At 64.2% G+C, this 16212-nt stretch carries 14 protein-coding genes; 4 read left to right on the plus strand and 10 right to left on the minus strand.

Features of this window, described 5'->3' with window-relative positions:
- Positions 1 to 87 precede the first annotated feature (87 nt).
- From HMI57_RS14675 to HMI57_RS14705, 7 genes are all read right to left on the minus strand, one after another.
- A complete protein-coding gene (locus HMI57_RS14675; protein WP_171586753.1) occupies positions 88 to 858 on the minus strand; it encodes a cupin domain-containing protein in 771 nt (256 codons plus the stop codon).
- The gene (locus HMI57_RS14680; RefSeq protein ID WP_171586754.1) at positions 855 to 1838 is read right to left on the minus strand and encodes a PmoA family protein; all 984 of its coding nucleotides are present in this window, start codon (positions 1836 to 1838) and stop codon (positions 855 to 857) included. The genes HMI57_RS14675 and HMI57_RS14680 overlap by 4 nt, the downstream gene beginning before the upstream one ends.
- The gene (locus HMI57_RS14685; RefSeq protein ID WP_171586755.1) at positions 1838 to 2953 is read right to left on the minus strand and encodes a Gfo/Idh/MocA family oxidoreductase; all 1116 of its coding nucleotides are present in this window, start codon (positions 2951 to 2953) and stop codon (positions 1838 to 1840) included. Before HMI57_RS14685 ends, HMI57_RS14680 begins: the two co-directional genes overlap by 1 nt.
- 156 nt (positions 2954 to 3109) lie before the next feature.
- Positions 3110 to 4414: an extracellular solute-binding protein gene (locus HMI57_RS14690; protein ID WP_171586756.1), complete on the minus strand. Its 1305-nt coding sequence runs from the start codon at positions 4412 to 4414 to the stop codon at positions 3110 to 3112.
- Between the two features lie 491 nt (positions 4415 to 4905).
- Positions 4906 to 6012: a Gfo/Idh/MocA family oxidoreductase gene (locus tag HMI57_RS14695; RefSeq protein WP_171586757.1), complete on the minus strand. Its 1107-nt coding sequence runs from the start codon at positions 6010 to 6012 to the stop codon at positions 4906 to 4908.
- Complete coding sequence (locus HMI57_RS14700) at positions 5997 to 6692, minus strand: ThuA domain-containing protein (RefSeq protein WP_171586758.1); 696 nt, start codon at positions 6690 to 6692, stop codon at positions 5997 to 5999. Before HMI57_RS14700 ends, HMI57_RS14695 begins: the two co-directional genes overlap by 16 nt.
- A 123-nt stretch (positions 6693 to 6815) precedes the next feature.
- On the minus strand, positions 6816 to 7961 hold the full coding sequence (locus HMI57_RS14705) for a Gfo/Idh/MocA family oxidoreductase (protein ID WP_171586848.1): 1146 nt from the start codon (positions 7959 to 7961) through the stop codon (positions 6816 to 6818).
- 250 nt (positions 7962 to 8211) lie between these two features.
- Between HMI57_RS14705 and HMI57_RS14710 the strand changes: the two genes are divergently transcribed.
- The gene (locus HMI57_RS14710) at positions 8212 to 9234 is read left to right on the plus strand and encodes a LacI family DNA-binding transcriptional regulator (protein WP_171586759.1); all 1023 of its coding nucleotides are present in this window, start codon (positions 8212 to 8214) and stop codon (positions 9232 to 9234) included.
- Positions 9235 to 9249: 15 nt separating this feature from the next.
- Here the strand turns inward: HMI57_RS14710 and xylB are convergent, their stop codons facing one another.
- Together xylB and xylA are read right to left on the minus strand one after the other, a co-directional pair.
- Positions 9250 to 10695, minus strand: a complete 1446-nt coding sequence (gene xylB / locus HMI57_RS14715; RefSeq protein WP_171586760.1) for a xylulokinase — start codon at positions 10693 to 10695, stop codon at positions 9250 to 9252.
- 100 nt (positions 10696 to 10795) lie between these two features.
- Positions 10796 to 11986, minus strand: coding sequence for a xylose isomerase (xylA, locus tag HMI57_RS14720; protein ID WP_171586761.1), 1191 nt, complete (start codon positions 11984 to 11986; stop codon positions 10796 to 10798).
- A gap of 239 nt (positions 11987 to 12225) precedes the next feature.
- Between xylA and HMI57_RS14725 the strand changes: the two genes are divergently transcribed.
- The 3 genes from HMI57_RS14725 to HMI57_RS14735 all read left to right on the plus strand — a co-directional run bounded on the left by HMI57_RS14725 (position 12226) and on the right by HMI57_RS14735 (position 15543).
- Positions 12226 to 13524: an FAD-binding protein gene (locus HMI57_RS14725; RefSeq protein WP_171586762.1), complete on the plus strand. Its 1299-nt coding sequence runs from the start codon at positions 12226 to 12228 to the stop codon at positions 13522 to 13524.
- Between the two features lie 36 nt (positions 13525 to 13560).
- Positions 13561 to 14781: an ROK family protein gene (locus HMI57_RS14730; RefSeq protein ID WP_171586763.1), complete on the plus strand. Its 1221-nt coding sequence runs from the start codon at positions 13561 to 13563 to the stop codon at positions 14779 to 14781.
- A 273-nt stretch (positions 14782 to 15054) separates the two neighbouring features.
- Entirely contained in the window at positions 15055 to 15543 is a 489-nt protein-coding gene (locus tag HMI57_RS14735; protein ID WP_171586764.1) for an Lrp/AsnC ligand binding domain-containing protein, read from the plus strand.
- A 4-nt stretch (positions 15544 to 15547) separates the two neighbouring features.
- Here the strand turns inward: HMI57_RS14735 and HMI57_RS14740 are convergent, their stop codons facing one another.
- A complete protein-coding gene (locus tag HMI57_RS14740; RefSeq protein ID WP_171586765.1) occupies positions 15548 to 16192 on the minus strand; it encodes a class I SAM-dependent methyltransferase in 645 nt (214 codons plus the stop codon).
- Positions 16193 to 16212: the final 20 nt, after the last annotated feature.

Consider the following 16212-nt stretch of genomic DNA (forward strand, 5'->3'; position numbering starts at 1 on the left):
TCTTCTCAGCATCAGTCAGCTTCCGCTTAGGACCCTTCGGCCCCCGCTTCATCTGAGAAAGTTCACCTAACGCAGACATAACCCGTCCTAACTGTGGATGCGGAGACCTGTTGCGGGTTTCAGATCCCAGGTTTGGAGCCGCCCACACATTCCGTAGAGCGGCTCAGTCGACACCGGGGCCGCCCCGCGGACGGTCGCTGACGCCAGCGGGGAAGCGTCCCCGGAGGCGAGCTGGTTGATGGTTGCCAGGGTCTGGTTGGCTTGCGCCAGCGGGCCGGCTTCCACCAGAGACCGCCAGTGGCCGGTCTTGTCCGCCACCAGGGAGGCGGCGTGCTCATGCAGTTCGCGTAGCGCTCCCTGGTCCCCCCGGTTCAGGCGGTCCACCAAGCCGGTGTACCCCTCCAGGGCAAGATCACGCCGTGCCCGCACGGCCGCTTCCATCTCGGCAGAACCGGCGCCGGACGGCAGCGTCGCGGCGGCACGGTACTTTTCCGGATCAGCAAGGACCTCATCTGGAAAAGTGAACACTGCATCCCCGTGCTCGGGCAGCCCAGCATTCCCCATCACAACGACGATGTCGAGCGCGCCGTCGTCGTTCACCAACCGGTGCACGGTGCCGGGCGTGAACCACAACACCGTCCCCGGCACGAGTGGATGCTCGGCGTAACCCTCAGCGCCTAGTGTCTGGACCCTGCCCTGCCCCGCCACCACAATGTAGCCCTCACTGGAAGCGGTGTGCAGGTGCGGGCTGCCGCCGCACAGGCCGTCCGGAGAATCCCACGAGTACACGTTCAGGCGGGTCACACCGGTTCCGCCGGGAAAGTTCGGGGCTGTGGCAGGGTCGACGCGGTGGCTCATGATATTCCGGCTCCGACGGCTTCTCCGAGCAGTTGTCGTCCCGCCTGAGCGAGTTCCTGCGCTCCGTCAAGCCCCCGGTCCCCATCGGCGACCAGAAGGCCGTACTGGTAGGCGAGGGTCTGGTTCGGCTCGAAATCCGTTTCTTGGGAGAAGAACGGCGAGGCGCTGATCACCGCGAAGATCCCGGTCCGCACAAACCATTCGGTGTTCTCGTGGCCCCCGGCGTACGTGTTCCCCGGTGAGTCAACGAACACGAGCGTGGAGGCACCGCCGTCGCCGTCGTGCTTGCCGCTGAACGCCATCCAGGGCGCCCGGATGCCCATCAGTTCGTCTCCCCCGGTGACGCCCGGCGCGTACACCTGCCCGCCGCTGAAGGATCGTGGTCCGCGCCAGAAAAGGCCGCCATACCCGGCGTTCTCGCGGCCCTGGGTGGTGGGGCTGCCGATTGCAATGACTGTGCCCGACACGTTCACGAAGCTGGTGCTGTAGGTAAGCGACCAGGCCTGATGCTCGGCGGCCGACAGTTCTACGGTGAACGAACGCTGCTCCTCAACCCACAACTCTCCGGCCTGCGTGCGCCACTGAAGGTTTTCGACGACGGAGATGCGCTCCCCGGTCACGGTGATGGATTCAAAGCCGGTGTGCACCATGGTGCCGTTGTTCTCCAGCTGCTCGTAACCGCGTCCGCGGTTGTAGGTGGGGCCGCCCCAGAAGTTTTCGGTGCCCATGTTCGGCAGCGACCAGGCCAGGCCCTTGTGCCATACGTGGTCGTGCGGCCGGTACTCGCTAACTGTTCGGCCGCCGAGGGTCCGGATCGGGTGGAAGTAGGGCCGCGGGGATTCGAAGGCCGGGTCCCAGGGTGCATACACGTACCGGAGGATCTCCTGCGTTCCCGCGCGGATCAGAAGGCTGCGGCCGTGCTCATGGACCAGGGTCAGGCCAGTGGGCTCGGGTTCGGTCAGGATCGTCACGTCAGGCATCAGTGGCTCGCTTTCACATCGGACCATGGAGCGGCGGACCCGTCCATGGCGGAGTAGAACGGTGATTCGGGGGTGATCTCGCCGCTGGCGACTGGCTTCCCGGTGAACGCCGAGGCGTAGATCGCGGCAATCAGTTCCATGGTCGACCTCGACGCGCTGCTGGTAGCGGGCAGGGGTTCGCCAGCTTCGATGGCGTCGAAAACCGCAGCGAACTGGGAGGCGTGGCCGGACGGTTGACCCGTCAGGCCTTCTTTCCACAGCCGTACCAGATCGTCGTGGCCCGGCGCCGCTGTCAGCGACCAGCTGTCATCGGTGTAGCCGTACAGGTGCTCCAGTTCAACGGTGGCATGATCAAAATCGAACCGCAGGTAGCTGGTTTCCTTCGGCGACAGGAAACTGTTGATGATGGTGGCAATCGCACCGTTCTCGAACCGGACGATCGCGGCAGAGAAGTCCTCGGTGTTCGTGGGTCTGGCCTGCCGGGCCGCCACAGCGGTCACGTCGGTCCACCCGCCGAAGATCGACAGCAGAAGGTCGAACTGGTGGATGCCGTGCCCCATGGTGGGACCACCGCCCTCCACCAGCCACTGCCCGCGCCAGGGCAAATCAAAGTACTCATCCGGGCGGTACCAGAGCGTGTTGCAGATCGCGGTCATCGGGGCGCCTAGGGCCGACTGGCGTATCAGCCGCTGGAGATTCTGCGCACCGGACCCGAACCGGTGCTGGAACACGGTGGCGAAGGACGCATCCGAGACCTTCTCCGCGGCGGTGATCTCGTCAATCTCCACCAGGGTCAATGCCGGGGGTTTCTCGCAGAGCACGTTTACATTGCTGCGGAGCGCCTCGACCGCCTGATCTCTGTGGAAGCCTGGGGGCGTACAGAGGTGAACCAGGTCCAGCTCCTCCGCCGCCAACAGGTCGGTCATCGAGGTGTACCGGTTCGGGATGTCCCATTTGTCGCAGAATTCCGCCAACCGCTCGGGGTCCACGTCGACGGCGGCGACAATGGAACCCCTGTCGGCAAGTTTCTGCATCCCCTCGGCGTGCACCCTGGCGATGTTGCCGGTACCGATCAGCGCGGTGCGGATCGGTTTCGGCTGAGACTGCGGGTTCATAATGCTCCATATCATCGTTGTGCTCTGGCACGCCCAGGGGCGTGAAGTTGGTTCCCCGGGCCAGTGTCGGCCTGGCGTCAGCTCGGGTCGTCGATTACCGCAGCCCCTTGGGAACTGCCGTTCTTGATCGCTGCAGTTAGGCCACTGCAGTTAGGATCACTGCAGGTTTTCGATCACTGCGAGGGTCGACTCGGCGGCCTGCTGGGGCGACTGCCGGCCGAAGAGCACTTCGCTGCCGATCAGGGACAGTTCGCTACCGAATTCGGAGGCGTTCGACGGCGTCACCTGTGGGGGTTCGACCACTTCTGCCTGCAGGTCGGCGGCGAAGTCCAGGGCCATCACCCCGGTGTCCCCGAGCTCCGGACGGATTGCTTCCTGGATGGCAGGGATGGCTGGGACACCGCGTTCCACCTGGAGGATCTTCGCGGCGTCTTCGTCGTTGACAAGGAAGTCCACGAAACGTGCGGCTTCCTCCGGATGCTCGGTCCGCGAGGAGATCGACCAGTACATGGATGCCTTGTTCACCATTTCTGCTGACTCGCCCTCGGACTGCGCGGGCAGGCGCAGCAACACGAGCTCGGATCCGCTGGCATCAACGAACGCCTGGATCTGGGTGTGGAACTGCAGGTGGAACGCCGTCGTATTGGTGCCGAACGGCTGCTGCTCCAGTGATGCTGTGACATTTTCGGTCTGCGTCGAAGGAGCGGGGGTTGCTCCCGAATCGACCAGTTCCAGCGCAAAGGCGAAGTACTTCTCGAGCGTTTCCGCGCTGACGGGTGTTTCGCCCTCACGAGGGAAGAGCTCTTCGCCGTGCTGCCGCACGTAGGCGCCCAGCTCCATGGTCTGAGTGCCGAAGAAGTCGAATCCGGTAATGCCCTCGTCGCCGAGTTCCTCACTCACCTGGACCGCCATGTCGGTGAAGTCGTCCCACGTCCAGGTGGTATCGTCGGGCATCTCCAGACCGGCCCGTTCAAGAATGTCAGGGTTCACGCCAACGGAGAAGATTCCGACGCCGACGGGTGCCCCCACGATCGAGTCCTGCACCCTGCCAGTATCGAGAACCTCCGGGGTCATGCTCGAGAGGTCAAGTGTGTCTTCGACGGTGCCCAGATCCAGCAGGGATTCCCGCTCTCCGTAGGCAGCGATCCGTGACTCATCCATCTGCATCACGTCCGGAGCGTCTCCGCCCGCAGTGGTGGTTGCCAGCCGGTCCCAGTATCCGTCCCAGGCACTCCAGTTGGCGTTAATCGTGATGTCCGGGTTCTGGTCCTCGAACTCAGCGATGACCTCTTCGGTCAGCTGGGCGCGGGCGTCGGCGCCCCACCAGGTGAAGTCCAGTTCGACCGTTCCATCGTCGGCGCTGTCCCCGCCGCAGCCGCTCAGCGTCAGAGCAAGAACTGTTGCGGTTGCGGCGACGGCGAGACCCCGGCGGTTGGCGTTTGATTTCTTGAAGTGAAGCATCGTGATCCTCTCTGATCCGTTTGCAATGCGCTGGCGTCGGCTTCAGGCGGCTGCCCCCGCGGGCGGGGTCGCTCATCGCCGAAGCTCGAAGGTAAGCGCTTTCCATAACCTTACCGAGAGAGAAAGGTGACGTCAATCACTTTGCGAAAGGATTATCGATAGCTTTCGGACTCGACGGTTCCTGCTATCTTCAGATTCTTCGGCGCGCCGGTGAAACGCTAGCGAAGTGGAGCGGGCATCACGCCCGGTCCGGTCCATTGGCTGGGCACGCAGATGTCCTGCGTGTTCCCGGGACGCGGGCTTTGCTCTGCTACCCGACGGCGATAGCTGATGCCCCAATTGTCAGGGCTTTTCCCCAAAAGTTCTCTGCGCGTCGACCAGCGGTGGTGTCCACGGCCGCGCCGGAAGAGCTGGTCCCCTTGCCGCATCAAAGGAACCAGCTCTGACGACTACAGTCCGGAGGTTCCACCCGGATGGAGGCGGCACCTCCCCTAGACCACGGGTTGTGGGACCCCCGTCAGGGGCACCGCCGAGGGACGCCTCACCGTGGTTCCGACCGTGACCGAAGTCCCGGATCCAGCCGATTCCAGCAGTGACTCGAGGACGTCGAGCACGTGGAAGGCGAGGTCACCGTTGGCACGGTGCTCCTGGCCCTCGGGTGTCTGAGCCATGTCGGCGACACCGTACCCCCGGCCGGCGTCGTGGTACCCGGCGCTGACAGGGAGTATTGCCCAACCGGCCTCCTGGTCGGTCAGTGTGCAGACCTGCACCTCGCCGTCGAACCTATTGGGATCCGGCACGATCAGGCTTGCCGTTTCGCCGTGGATCTCGATGTTCGGCGACCGCGTCTGGACGGCATCGAAGCTCATCACCAAGGTGGAAAGCGCTCCTGACTCGTGCACCAGGACTCCTGTGACGTGGGTGTCTGTCGTGACCGGGATCGTTTCGCCTGTCCGGGGGCCGGAGCCGATCCGCCGCGAGGTGCGGGTGTGGCTCGCCGCCCCGATCACCGATTTCACGGGACCTAGAAGAGTGACCAACGCCGTTACGTAGTACGGGCCCATGTCCAGGAGCGGTCCGCCGCCGGGTACGTAGTAGAAGTCCGGGTTCGGATGCCAGCGCTCATGCCCTGGGGTCATCATGGTTGCTGTCGCGGAGATCGGGGCTCCAATCAGGCCGTCGTCGATCGCCTTCCGCGCAGTCTGGATGCCGGTGCCCAACACCGTGTCAGGTGCGCAGCCAACCCGGACACCCGCTGCCCGGGCGGCGTCGATGACCTCCTTCGCCTCAGCAGTCGTCGCTGCCAGAGGCTTCTCCCCATAGACGTCCTTCCCTGCGGCGATTGCCCGCAACGCCACCTCAGCATGCGCCACAGGAATCGTGAGGTTGAGGACCAGGTCCACCTCGTCATCGGTCAGCAGCTCGTCGACACCCAGAGCACGTACACCGGGCTGGGCGGCTGCCACGGCCTGCGCCCGGGATGGATCCAGGTCGGCTACCGCGACCAGATTCACCGAGTCCAGCCGTTGGAAAGTGTCAAGGTACTGGGCAATGATGGCTCCACAGCCGACGATTCCCAGATTCAACGGCTTGCCCACAGCATGCCCCTTTCGATGATGGTACGTACGTTCGGATCGTCGAGGATTTCCACCCGGTGCCCCGGAGTGCTGACGAAGATGCGGCCCTTGCCCCACTGGCGGGTCCACAGAGCCGGAGAGGTGACCGGGCGGTTCCACGGGTCCCACTCACGGACGGCCTGCGTGGTGGTGGCGAGGACGTCGATGTAGTCGTCGGTAAGCACCCAGTACTGCTCGGTGACGAGGTCGAAGTCCCCGATCCCCCGCGTGATGGGATGGTCGGCCGCGGCGGGCAGCATATTCACCCGGTAGGGGACGTAGTTGTCGGACTGTTCGCCGACGCACTCGTCCGGGTGTTTTCCCGGGTGGCACGCGAACTGGCCGCCGATCAGGTGCAGGTAGTCGGACTGGTTCCGGTAGGAGTCCGCGATACCGCCGTGCCAGCCGGCCATGCCAGTCCCTGCCTCGATGGCTGCGCGGAGCCCCTGGAATTCATCCTTCTCGATGGTGTTCATCGTGTTGCACTGCACGATGAGGTCCACGGTGGCCATATAGTCGGGGTCGGCGTAGATCTTCGGGGAGTCCTCGATCCGGACGTCGTACCCGTTGCCCTTCAGGAACGGGATAAACCGGTCGGTGGCTTCGACGGGCTGGTGGCCGTCCCAACCGCCGCGGACTACCAGGGCGAACTTCTTCGTCATCTCAGAATCTTTCTATGGGTTGGTAACTGGCACTTCGCTGGCCAGTCGGGAGGCGTCAATGGCCGGTGGAGAACTCGGCGTCGGCAGGGTTCCAGGACGCATTCGGTCCTCCTTCTTTGGGGTTCAAACCCGCTGCCAGCGGGATTCGTTAGTGGCGCTGTGCTCCACAGCAGCCAGCACCCGCTGTACCTGCAGCGCGTCGGCGAACGACGGCGACGGTTGCCGCCCGTCCGCGAGTGCTCCCACCAAATCCACCACCTGGTGGGTAAACCCGTGTTCATAGCCCAGACCATGACCCACCGGCCACCAGTTTCCTGTGTACGGATGATCGGGTTCTCCCACCTGGATGCGCTGGAACCCCGAGGTGCGGCTGTCGTTGCTGCCGTCGTAGTACTCCAGGACATTCATGTCCTCGAAGTCGAAGGCGATCGATCCCTTCGAGCCATTGACCTCCAGGCGGATCGCGTTCTTGCGGCCCAGTGCGAACCGCGTCGCCTCAAACACGCCGATGGCTCCGGAGTCGAACCGCGCAGTGAAGGCAGTGGCGTCGTCGACCGTCACCGGGCCGCGCTCCCCCGAGGAATCCCCCCGGCCGCCCAGTCCGACCAGGTCGCCGCCCAGGGGACGCTCGGTTACGAAGGTCTCCATCAGCGCCGAGACGCCGGAGATCGGTGAACCCGTCACCCACTGCGCAGCGTCGATGATGTGCGCGCCGATGTCGCCGAGGGATCCGGAACCGGCCTTCGCCTTATCCATTCGCCAGGTCAGCGGGGTCAGTTCGTCGGAGAGCCAGTCCTGCAGGTACTGGGCGCGGACGTGCCGGATGGTCCCGAGCCTTCCTTCCTGGACCAGTTCCCGGGCGAGGGTGAGCGCCGGCGTGCGCCGGTAGCTGTACCCACACATAGCGAGGACACCGTTTTGGGCTGCTGCGTCGGCGGCAGCGACCATCCGTTCGGCTTCTGCCACCGAGTTAGCCAGTGGTTTCTCACACAGGACGTGCTTTCCCGCTCTGAGAGCGGCGATCGCTATCTCGGCGTGTGTGTCGCCGGGGGTGCAGATATCGATGAGGTCGACGTCGTCACGATCCAGGAGGTCCCGCCAGTCAGTGGCGCTCTCGGCCCAGCCCATGCGGTGGGCGGCATCCCTGGCGGCGTCGGCATTCCGTCCGACCAGAACGGCCAGCTCCGGCTTCAGGGGTAGGTCAAAGAACCGCGGGGCGGTGCGCCAGGCGTGGGAATGGGCAGCGCCCATGAACGCGTAGCCCACCATTCCTACCCGGAGTGGAGGTGGTGAAGGTGTCACAGGGTTCCTTTCGATTAGTGCCGGGACCGGCGGTGAGCCCGCTGACGAACTGTCGCCGCGACCACGACAAGTCACCGCTCATCCACCAGTTTGTTCATCCATCTTCGAAACTATTTCGAAAGATGTTTCGATATTGGTAAAGTTAGCTTCGACACACCAACAAGGTCAACACCCTCGGCAGTATCAGGCCGTGCCCGTTCATTAGGAAGAGGAAGTGATGGCAGCAGTCAATGCCACAACTCCGAAGGCGACGCTCGCCTCCGTTGCCGAGATTGCGGGGGTTTCCATCCCCACAGTCTCGAAGGTTCTCAACGGTAGGGATGATGTGGCCGCGTCCACCCGTGACCGCGTGCTGGAGGTCATGCGCAGCCTCAACTACCGTTCGCCCACCACCCGCCGGCGGACCGAACTGGTGATGATCGACGTCGTCGTGGAAAACGTGACCACTGCTTACTATTCCGAGGTCATGGACGGGATCCTTGAATGCACCGCAGAGAACGGTGCCGAGGTGGTGCTGTCGGCCATGTCGCTGCAGGCGTCCAGCGCGGCCCAGCGGGCGCAGCGCATGCTCGACGCCGGGCGGCGGGGCCTGCTGCTGGTCACGTCGAAATGGGGCCGCAGCGACCTGGTCACATTCCAGGAGCGCGGTTTGCCAGTGGTCCTCGTGGATCCGATCAACCCTCCTGGGGCCGACGTCGTCAGTGTGGGTGCGACCAACTGGGCGGGTGGCAAGACCGCAACAGAACATCTGCTGGATCTGGGACACCGGCGCATCGCGCACCTGGGTGGACCGCCCCTAGCCGAATGCAGCCAGGACCGCCAGCACGGGTACGTGGCGGCACTGTTGGGCCGGGGCATCGAGGTCCGGCCGGAATACGTCATCTCCCGGGATTTCACCCGGTCCTTCGGCATCGAGGGACTGTCCCAGCTCCTGGAGCTCCCGGAACCACCCACGGCCATTTTCGCCGCAAACGACACGATAGCGATCGGAGTGTGGGAGGAGGCGCGCCGGCGCGGTCTGCAGCTGCCCGCGGACCTGAGCATCGTCGGATTCGACGGCACCTCCTTCGCCGAGGCGACCATGCCCCAGCTCACCACTGTGGAACAACCGCTGAGGGAGATCGGCCGCTCGGCCGCACGAGCACTGCTGCGCCAGATCGACGGGCAGGAGCCTGATTCCACCCGGGTTGAGCTGGCCACGCGACTGTTGGTCCGGGAGTCGACTGCACCGCCGCGCTGAGGCTCTTCCGGGCCATCAGGCTGGTGACAGGGTGGGGTGCAGGAGCGCCGCAGCCCTCCGATACCGGGCCAGCACCTCGCTGCTGCCCTGCGATGCAGGGACCGGCGGAAGGGTCACCGCGTCGATGTGCCACTCCGGGAACTCTCCGGTAAGGGTGGCAGCGGCCTGCCGGGCGGCGCCGTCGGCCACGTATTCGCCGGCTGCCGGAACCACCACCGGCAGCCCGAAGATTCCCGCGGCGATCTGCTGCACGGCGGTGGACTGCGCACCCCCACCGACCAGGATAATGCGGTCGGCGGTGACACCCTGCGCCTGGATGGCAGCGAGACCGTCTGCGAGAGAACAGACGACCCCCTCGAAGGCGGCCCTGGCCAGGTTTGCCCGGGTGTAGTTGGCGAGGGTGATCCCCTGCATCAGGCCGGTGGCGTGGGGCAGGTTGGGGGTCCGCTCGCCTTCGAAGTACGGCACCAGGCTCAGACCCTCCGAGCCCGACGGAGCCGTGAGGGCAAGATCGGCCAGCTCAGCCAGGTCAAGGCCAAGCACAGCCGCTGTGGCGTCGAAGATGCGGGTCGCGTTCAGGGTGCAGGCCAGGGGCAGGAAATTACCAGTAGCGTCAGCGAAGCCAGCCACGAGACCGCTGGGGTCGTGCGTTGGAGTGTCGGAGACGGCGAACACCGTGCCGGAGGTACCGAGGGACACCACAATGTCCCCGACCATCGCGCCGACCCCCAGCGCCGCTGCCGCATTGTCTCCAGCTCCCGGGCCGATGAGTGCTCCAGCCGGGGTGCGGCCGGACGATTCCGCCGGGCCCAGCACGGTCGGTAGTACCGGAATGCTGCCAAGGGCATCTTGCACGACCTCGGGGAGGTACTTCCCCTGCGCCGGCGAGTAGTAGCCGGTCCCTGACGCGTCGGACCGGTCCGTGTGCAGTGCCGCCAGTCCCTCGCGTCCGGTACCAGGTCCGTAACCGGCCAGACGCCAGCTGAGCCAGTCATGGGGCAGGCAGACGGCTGCTACGCGTGCAGCGTTCGACGGCTCGTGCTCTGCCAGCCACCGCAATTTGGTGACGGTCAGCGACGCCACGGGAACCGTGCCCGTGGTCTCCGCCCAGTAGCGGGCGCCGTCGTCGGCGTTTCCGTCCCCGGACTCCAACACCAGGGAGGTCGCAGCGGCGGCAGACCTGACATCGTTCCACAACAGGGCCGGCCTGATGACGTTCCCGTCCTCATCCAGGCAGACCATCCCATGTTGCTGGCCCGCAACTGAGATCGCTTCAACATCATCGATGCCTCCGGCGTCGGCGATGGCCTCCTGAAGCGCCGTCCACCACTCCTCCGGATCGACTTCAGTACCGTCGGGGTGGCGGGCCTTGCCCTGCCGTATCAGCTTTCCGGTGGCTGCATCCCGGATAACTACCTTGCAGGACTGGGTTGAACTGTCGACGCCTGCGACACGTGGCATGGGAGGACTTCCGTGTTGGGGTGATGAGGAGGGAACAGGCTTCCGTCGCCGGACTGCTGGCGTCCGGCGACGGAAGGCCCCAGTGAAAGGAGCGGCTAGACTAGCGGGCGCCGAGCAGGTGCTCGATGAACAGCTGCTGGAGCTTGACGAAGCCGAAGCCCTTGCCGTTGAAGTAGGACTCGGTATCGAAGTCCTCGTAGGCGGAGCGGTCGGCGCGCAGTGCCTCATAACCCTCACCGGCGTCGAGAGTTGGTTCGTTGATTTCCGAGACCTTCGACGCGGCGAGGGCCGCCTGGACGTCGGGGTCCGCCCGGAAGGCTGCGGCACGTTCCTTCAGCAGAAGGTAGGTCTGCATATTGGCCGCTGCGGAATCCCAGACCCCGTTCATGTCTTCGGTGCGGCTCGGCTTGTAGTCGAAGTGCCGCGGGCCATCGTAGGAAGGCCCGCCAGCGGGACCACCGAATTCGAGCAGGTCCACTAGGGAGAAGGCGTTCTGCAGGTCGCCGTGGCCGAATACGAGGTCCTGGTCGAACTTGATGCTTCGCTGGCCGTTGAGGTCAATGTGGAACAGCTTGCCCTGGTAGAGCGCCTGCGCGATGCCGTGGGTGAAGTTCAGTCCCGCCATCTGCTCGTGACCAGTTTCGGGGTTGATGCCGACCAGTTCAGGGCGCTCGAGGGTTTCGATGAAGGCCATGGCGTGGCCGAGAGTGGGCAGCAGGATGTCGCCACGGGGTTCGTTTGGTTTCGGCTCGATCGCGAAACGGATGTCGTAACCCTTGTCGGTCACATAGTCCCCGAGCAGGTTGACGGCTTCCCGGTACCGTTCGAGGGCGCCACGGATGTCCTTGGCGGAGTCGTATTCGCTGCCCTCGCGACCTCCCCACATCACGAAGGTCTTGGCGCCCAGTTCAGCAGCGAGGTCGATGTTGTCCAGGACTTTCCGCAGCGCGAAACGGCGGACCCCGCGGTCGTTGCTAGTGAATCCCCCGTCCTTGAAGACGGGGTGACTGAACAGGTTGGTGGTGACCATTGGGACGACCATTCCTGTCGACTTCAGCACGCCGGTCAACCGGTCGATTTCGCGCTGACGGTCCGCTGCCGAGCAACCGAAGGGAAACAGGTCATTGTCGTGGAAGGTGATGCCGTAGGCCCCCAGGTCGCTGAGGCGGTTGACGGCTTCGACTACGTCAAGCGGGGCGCGGGTTGCCGATCCGAACTGGTCCTGGGCTTCCCAGCCCACCGTCCAGAGTCCGAAGGAGAATTTGTCGTCTCGGGTGGGCTGCAGTGCCATGTGAAGTCTCCGGGTTTTGTAGGGGTAGCGCAGGTAGTGACAGAACGTGTTCCTGGGACAAACGCCAGGTGAATTGTTTTGCTAACAAACATATTCCAATTTTGCCCGATGTCAACCGTTGCCGGGGCCGTGAACCCTTGGTAGAGTCAGCCGCCACATCTCCAGCAGCAACACGAACATGTTATGTTGCCAAGAACATCAAACGTAGCTCGAGCCCCACAAAGAGGGATACTTCATACATGGAACAGCTTGTCGAGGAACGTAACTGGGCCGGAAACGTCACCTACCGGGCACCGCGGATGGCACGCCCGCGGTCGGTCGAGGAGCTCCAGGACCTGGTGGCCTCCGCAGCGAGGATCCGCGCCTTGGGTTCTCGGCACTCCTTCAACGACATCGCAGACACCAGTGGAACCCTCGCGACGCTTGACGGCCTTGATCCCCAGATCAGTGTTGATGCCGCACGCCTGACCGTGACGGTCAGTGGGGGAACCCGTTACGCGACGCTGGCCGCTGAGCTGCAACGGCAGGGCTTTGCCCTTCACAACCTGGCGTCGTTGCCCCATATATCGGTGGCCGGAGCAGTATCAACAGGCACCCATGGCTCCGGAGACTCCAACGGCAATCTCGCCACCGCCGTCGCGGGCATCGAGCTGGTCACCGCCGATGGCAGCATTCACACCATCCGCCGTGGCGAGTCTCCCGACTTCGACGGCTCGGTGGTCGCTCTGGGTGCGCTCGGGATCGTTTCCCGGCTCACGCTGGACATCGAACCCGCGTTCGACGTTACCCAGACGGTCTTCGAGAACCTCGCTTGGGATCAGGTACTGGACAACTTCGACGGCGTGATGTCCTCGGCCTACAGTGTGAGCCTGTTTACCTCCTGGAGTGGTACGACTGTCGACCAGGCATGGCTAAAGCACCGCACGGACTCGTTCACCGGCGGAGGAAGCGACACGACCACCGAGGGGGGCTCCATCCCGACGTTCTACGGCGGAACCGCCGCCACCGGGGCGCGCCATCCACTACCTGGGGTATCCGGGCGCAACTGCACCCAGCAACTTGGCGTTTCCGGACCCTGGTCAGACCGGCTCGCGCACTTTCGGGCCGAGTTCACCCCGAGCAAGGGCGAAGAGCTGCAAAGCGAATATCTGATCCCGCGCGAACACGCCGTCGACGCGATCCGTACCCTGCGCGGACTCTCCGACGTCGTAACACCCTTGCTGATGATCGGTGAGATCCGGAGCATCGCGGAGGACAATCTATGGCTGAGCCCGAATTACGGCCGCGATGGCATCGGCTTGCACTTCACCTGGCACCCCGACCAGCCAGCGGTCGAGGCAGCGCTGAGGCTGATTGATTCGGAACTTGCTCCTTTTGCGGCAAGACCACACTGGGGCAAGGTATTTACCAGCGAGCCGTCCACCCTGGCCACGCTGTATCCCCGGTTTGATGATTTCATTGCTCTCGCTGCCCGGTTCGATCCGACCGGAAAGTTCCGAAATACGTTCCTTGAGCGCACCCTCTATGGCAACTGGTAGCGTCGCCACAGTGTCATCGCACCGACAGTTCCCCCAATGACTCAACCACCGTTGCCGCACCTGTCCCCGCCATTGCCGGCCATCGATCCGGATCCGTCGCGACGGAACAACCTCGCCCTCATTACCGCTCTAGTCCACCATCATGGCTCCCTGAGCCGCGCGCAGCTGACCAAACGGACCGGCCTGAACCGTTCGACGGTAGGGGCGCTGATCGGCCAACTGGTGACCCTCGGGCTGATGTACGAGGCGGCACCGACCGGCAAAGCCCAGGTCGGCAGACCGAGCCCCGAGGTGCATCCCAGCCCGTCAATCGCTGCCCTGGCGGTCAATCCTGAAATCGATGCGGTCACCATCGGGTTGATGAGCCTCGGCGGGAAAGTACAGAAGAAGATCCGCTACGCCACCGAACGGATTCCCACCGCCCGGGAAGCGGTCAACATCGCAGTGGCAGTGATCGAGGGTATGCAGTCCGAGCTGGCTGCCTCGTACCGGATTACGGGCATCGGGATGGCGGTGCCGGGACTGGTCAACCGCGACGACGGAGTGGTTCGGTATGCACCGCATCTGGGGTGGCGTGATGAACCCGTCGCCAGAATGATGAGTGAGGCGTCCGGCTACGTGTGCCACGCCGCCAATGACGCTTCCCTGGCGGCGGAGGCCGAACTCATCTTCGGAGCCGGCGCAGGCCAGCGGAACATTGTCTACCTCAACGGCGGGGCGAGCGGTATCGGTGGCGGCCTGGTCTCCGACGGGACTCTCCTACGGGGATCCTCCGGGTACGCAGGCGAAATGGGCCACACGTTGGTCCGCACCTCCGGCACGGTTTGCCACTGCGGGGCGTCTGGATGCCTGGAGACGGAGGTCTCGCAGGCCCCTCTGTTCGAACTCGCGGGGTTGGACGGTGGCGATACCTCCCAGCTCGAAGATGCGCTCCGCACCCGCCGAAGCGACAAGCTCGACAAGGAGGTGGCACGCCAGCTGGGGTACCTGGGCATAGCCCTCCGCAACGCGGTCAACACCCTCAACCCGGACGCCATCGTCCTGGACGGATTCCTGGGCGTTCTTCACGCCCTGTCCCCCCAGACGCTGGGCGATCACTTGCAGTCGCAGGCGCTGGGCGGACCGGCGAGCGAGGTGACGATCCACCGCGCTGAGTTGGGTTCCGATCTGATGATGATCGGAGCCGCGGAGCTGGCCTTCTCGCAGTTCCTCGCCAACCCGGCTGGCATGGGCGCGGTTCCGACGGCGAGGCGTTAGGTAGGGAAAGGAGTCCGTTGCCTATGGATGGTGCAACGGACGGATTGCGCTCGTTGTGCGGGCGTGGTTCCTACAGCCTGTCGCGGGATGTACTCAATGGCTGTTCCTGAAGCCGAGGTAGAGGATCACCCTTCCTGGCCGTTCTGTCTCCTATTGAGCGCTATGGCAATCCCTTTGTGCAACAGTCGAAGCATGCAGTGGTCAATCTGACTACACTTCAATCGTGGTGGCCTGTAAATATGGTCATCCTGACCGCGAAAATGAGGAGCACCCATGGCCGTCAATAAAGGTCACCGTCCCATCCGGGACGCAATTGATCGGGCTGTCCTCGAAGCATTGGATGCCGACTCCCGCATGACAGTGCTCGCCATCGCACACCGCACTGGCCTGGCGCGTGGCACTGTCCAGGCCCGGCTGGAGCGGTACGAGCGCGAAGGGGCACTCAGGGATCACAGCGTACGCATAGCACCCGAGGCGCTTGGCCTGAGAATTTCAGCCCATGTGGCGGCGGAGCTCGACCAGCACAGGATCGATGTTGCAGTAGAGGGCCTGCGGGCCATCCCGGAAATCATCGAATGCCTCGCTCCCGCCGGTGAAACGGACCTTCTCTGCCGGGTGGTCGCCCGCGACCCGGACGACCTGTATCGGGTCTCTGAAGAAATCCGCCTCTGTCCAGGAATCCTGCGCACCCGAACGAGTATGTTCCTGCGCCAACCTATCCCCTACCGCATGAGTCCGCTGCTCGCGACGCTTGGCAGCTAAATAGTTAGCTTTGTCGTCTTCCTACTCGGATCTGCAGGTGTCCACCCCGGGCGGAGGACACAACGACGTCGGCACAGTCACGCTCCAGACCTGTCCAGGGGTGGGCGTCAATATCTGCGCCGCCAAGCCAGCAGGCGGCCTGGGCAAGTGGCGTCAGGACTGCTGCGAATCCAGTTGGCTTCTGCATGTCGACGATGCACAAGGAGGCTTCTGGTGTCGTGAGCCGGACCATCGCGGCCCAGGCGGTCTCCCAGTGCACCATCAGGGACAGGGAATAGGTGGCAAGTGCTGCATCAGAGCGTGCCCGGCCTCCCCTCGCTGCGATGCGGGATCCGATGTCGGCGGGAGACAGGGTGGTTGCATCGGCTTGGATAAGGATCACGTTGGTCCAACCGTTGCGCGTCGCCCGCCGTCTGGCCTGCTCAAGCATTTCTGGGCTGCTGTCGATGCCGACAATGGTGCCACCTGGCGAAACCCGATGCTGGAGGAGACTGAAGTTCAACCCGGTGCCGCATCCGACGTCGAGCACCTGCCCTCCAGCCTGCAGCGGCAGTCGCTTGATGCCAAGTTCCCGGCCCGCACGGTATACGGGATACTCGCCGGAGAGCGCGTCGTAGAACCGTGCGAAGGTCCTGTACCTTCTGGACATCGCGATGCTCCTGGAGTTGT

This window comes from Arthrobacter sp. 260 (assembly GCF_013116745.1).
In the GTDB taxonomy this organism is placed as follows: domain Bacteria; phylum Actinomycetota; class Actinomycetes; order Actinomycetales; family Micrococcaceae; genus Arthrobacter_D.

What these genes read in the sequence shown, in the direction of transcription:
- xylB (WP_171586760.1), bottom strand. Translation starts at nt 10,695, where the DNA reads ATGCCACGTGTCGCAGGCGTCGACAGTTCAACCCAGTCCTGCAAGGTA.
- HMI57_RS14685 (WP_171586755.1), bottom strand. Translation starts at nt 2,953, where the DNA reads ATGAACCCGCAGTCTCAGCCGAAACCGATCCGCACCGCGCTGATCGGT.
- HMI57_RS14710 (WP_171586759.1), top strand. Translation starts at nt 8,212, where the DNA reads ATGGCAGCAGTCAATGCCACAACTCCGAAGGCGACGCTCGCCTCCGTT.
- HMI57_RS14700 (WP_171586758.1), bottom strand. Translation starts at nt 6,692, where the DNA reads ATGACGAAGAAGTTCGCCCTGGTAGTCCGCGGCGGTTGGGACGGCCAC.
- HMI57_RS14740 (WP_171586765.1), bottom strand. Translation starts at nt 16,192, where the DNA reads ATGTCCAGAAGGTACAGGACCTTCGCACGGTTCTACGACGCGCTCTCC.
- HMI57_RS14690 (WP_171586756.1), bottom strand. Translation starts at nt 4,414, where the DNA reads ATGCTTCACTTCAAGAAATCAAACGCCAACCGCCGGGGTCTCGCCGTC.
- HMI57_RS14735 (WP_171586764.1), top strand. Translation starts at nt 15,055, where the DNA reads ATGGCCGTCAATAAAGGTCACCGTCCCATCCGGGACGCAATTGATCGG.
- HMI57_RS14680 (WP_171586754.1), bottom strand. Translation starts at nt 1,838, where the DNA reads ATGCCTGACGTGACGATCCTGACCGAACCCGAGCCCACTGGCCTGACC.
- HMI57_RS14705 (WP_171586848.1), bottom strand. Translation starts at nt 7,961, where the DNA reads ATGGTGGGCTACGCGTTCATGGGCGCTGCCCATTCCCACGCCTGGCGC.
- HMI57_RS14730 (WP_171586763.1), top strand. Translation starts at nt 13,561, where the DNA reads ATGACTCAACCACCGTTGCCGCACCTGTCCCCGCCATTGCCGGCCATC.
- xylA (WP_171586761.1), bottom strand. Translation starts at nt 11,986, where the DNA reads ATGGCACTGCAGCCCACCCGAGACGACAAATTCTCCTTCGGACTCTGG.
- HMI57_RS14725 (WP_171586762.1), top strand. Translation starts at nt 12,226, where the DNA reads ATGGAACAGCTTGTCGAGGAACGTAACTGGGCCGGAAACGTCACCTAC.
- HMI57_RS14675 (WP_171586753.1), bottom strand. Translation starts at nt 858, where the DNA reads ATGAGCCACCGCGTCGACCCTGCCACAGCCCCGAACTTTCCCGGCGGA.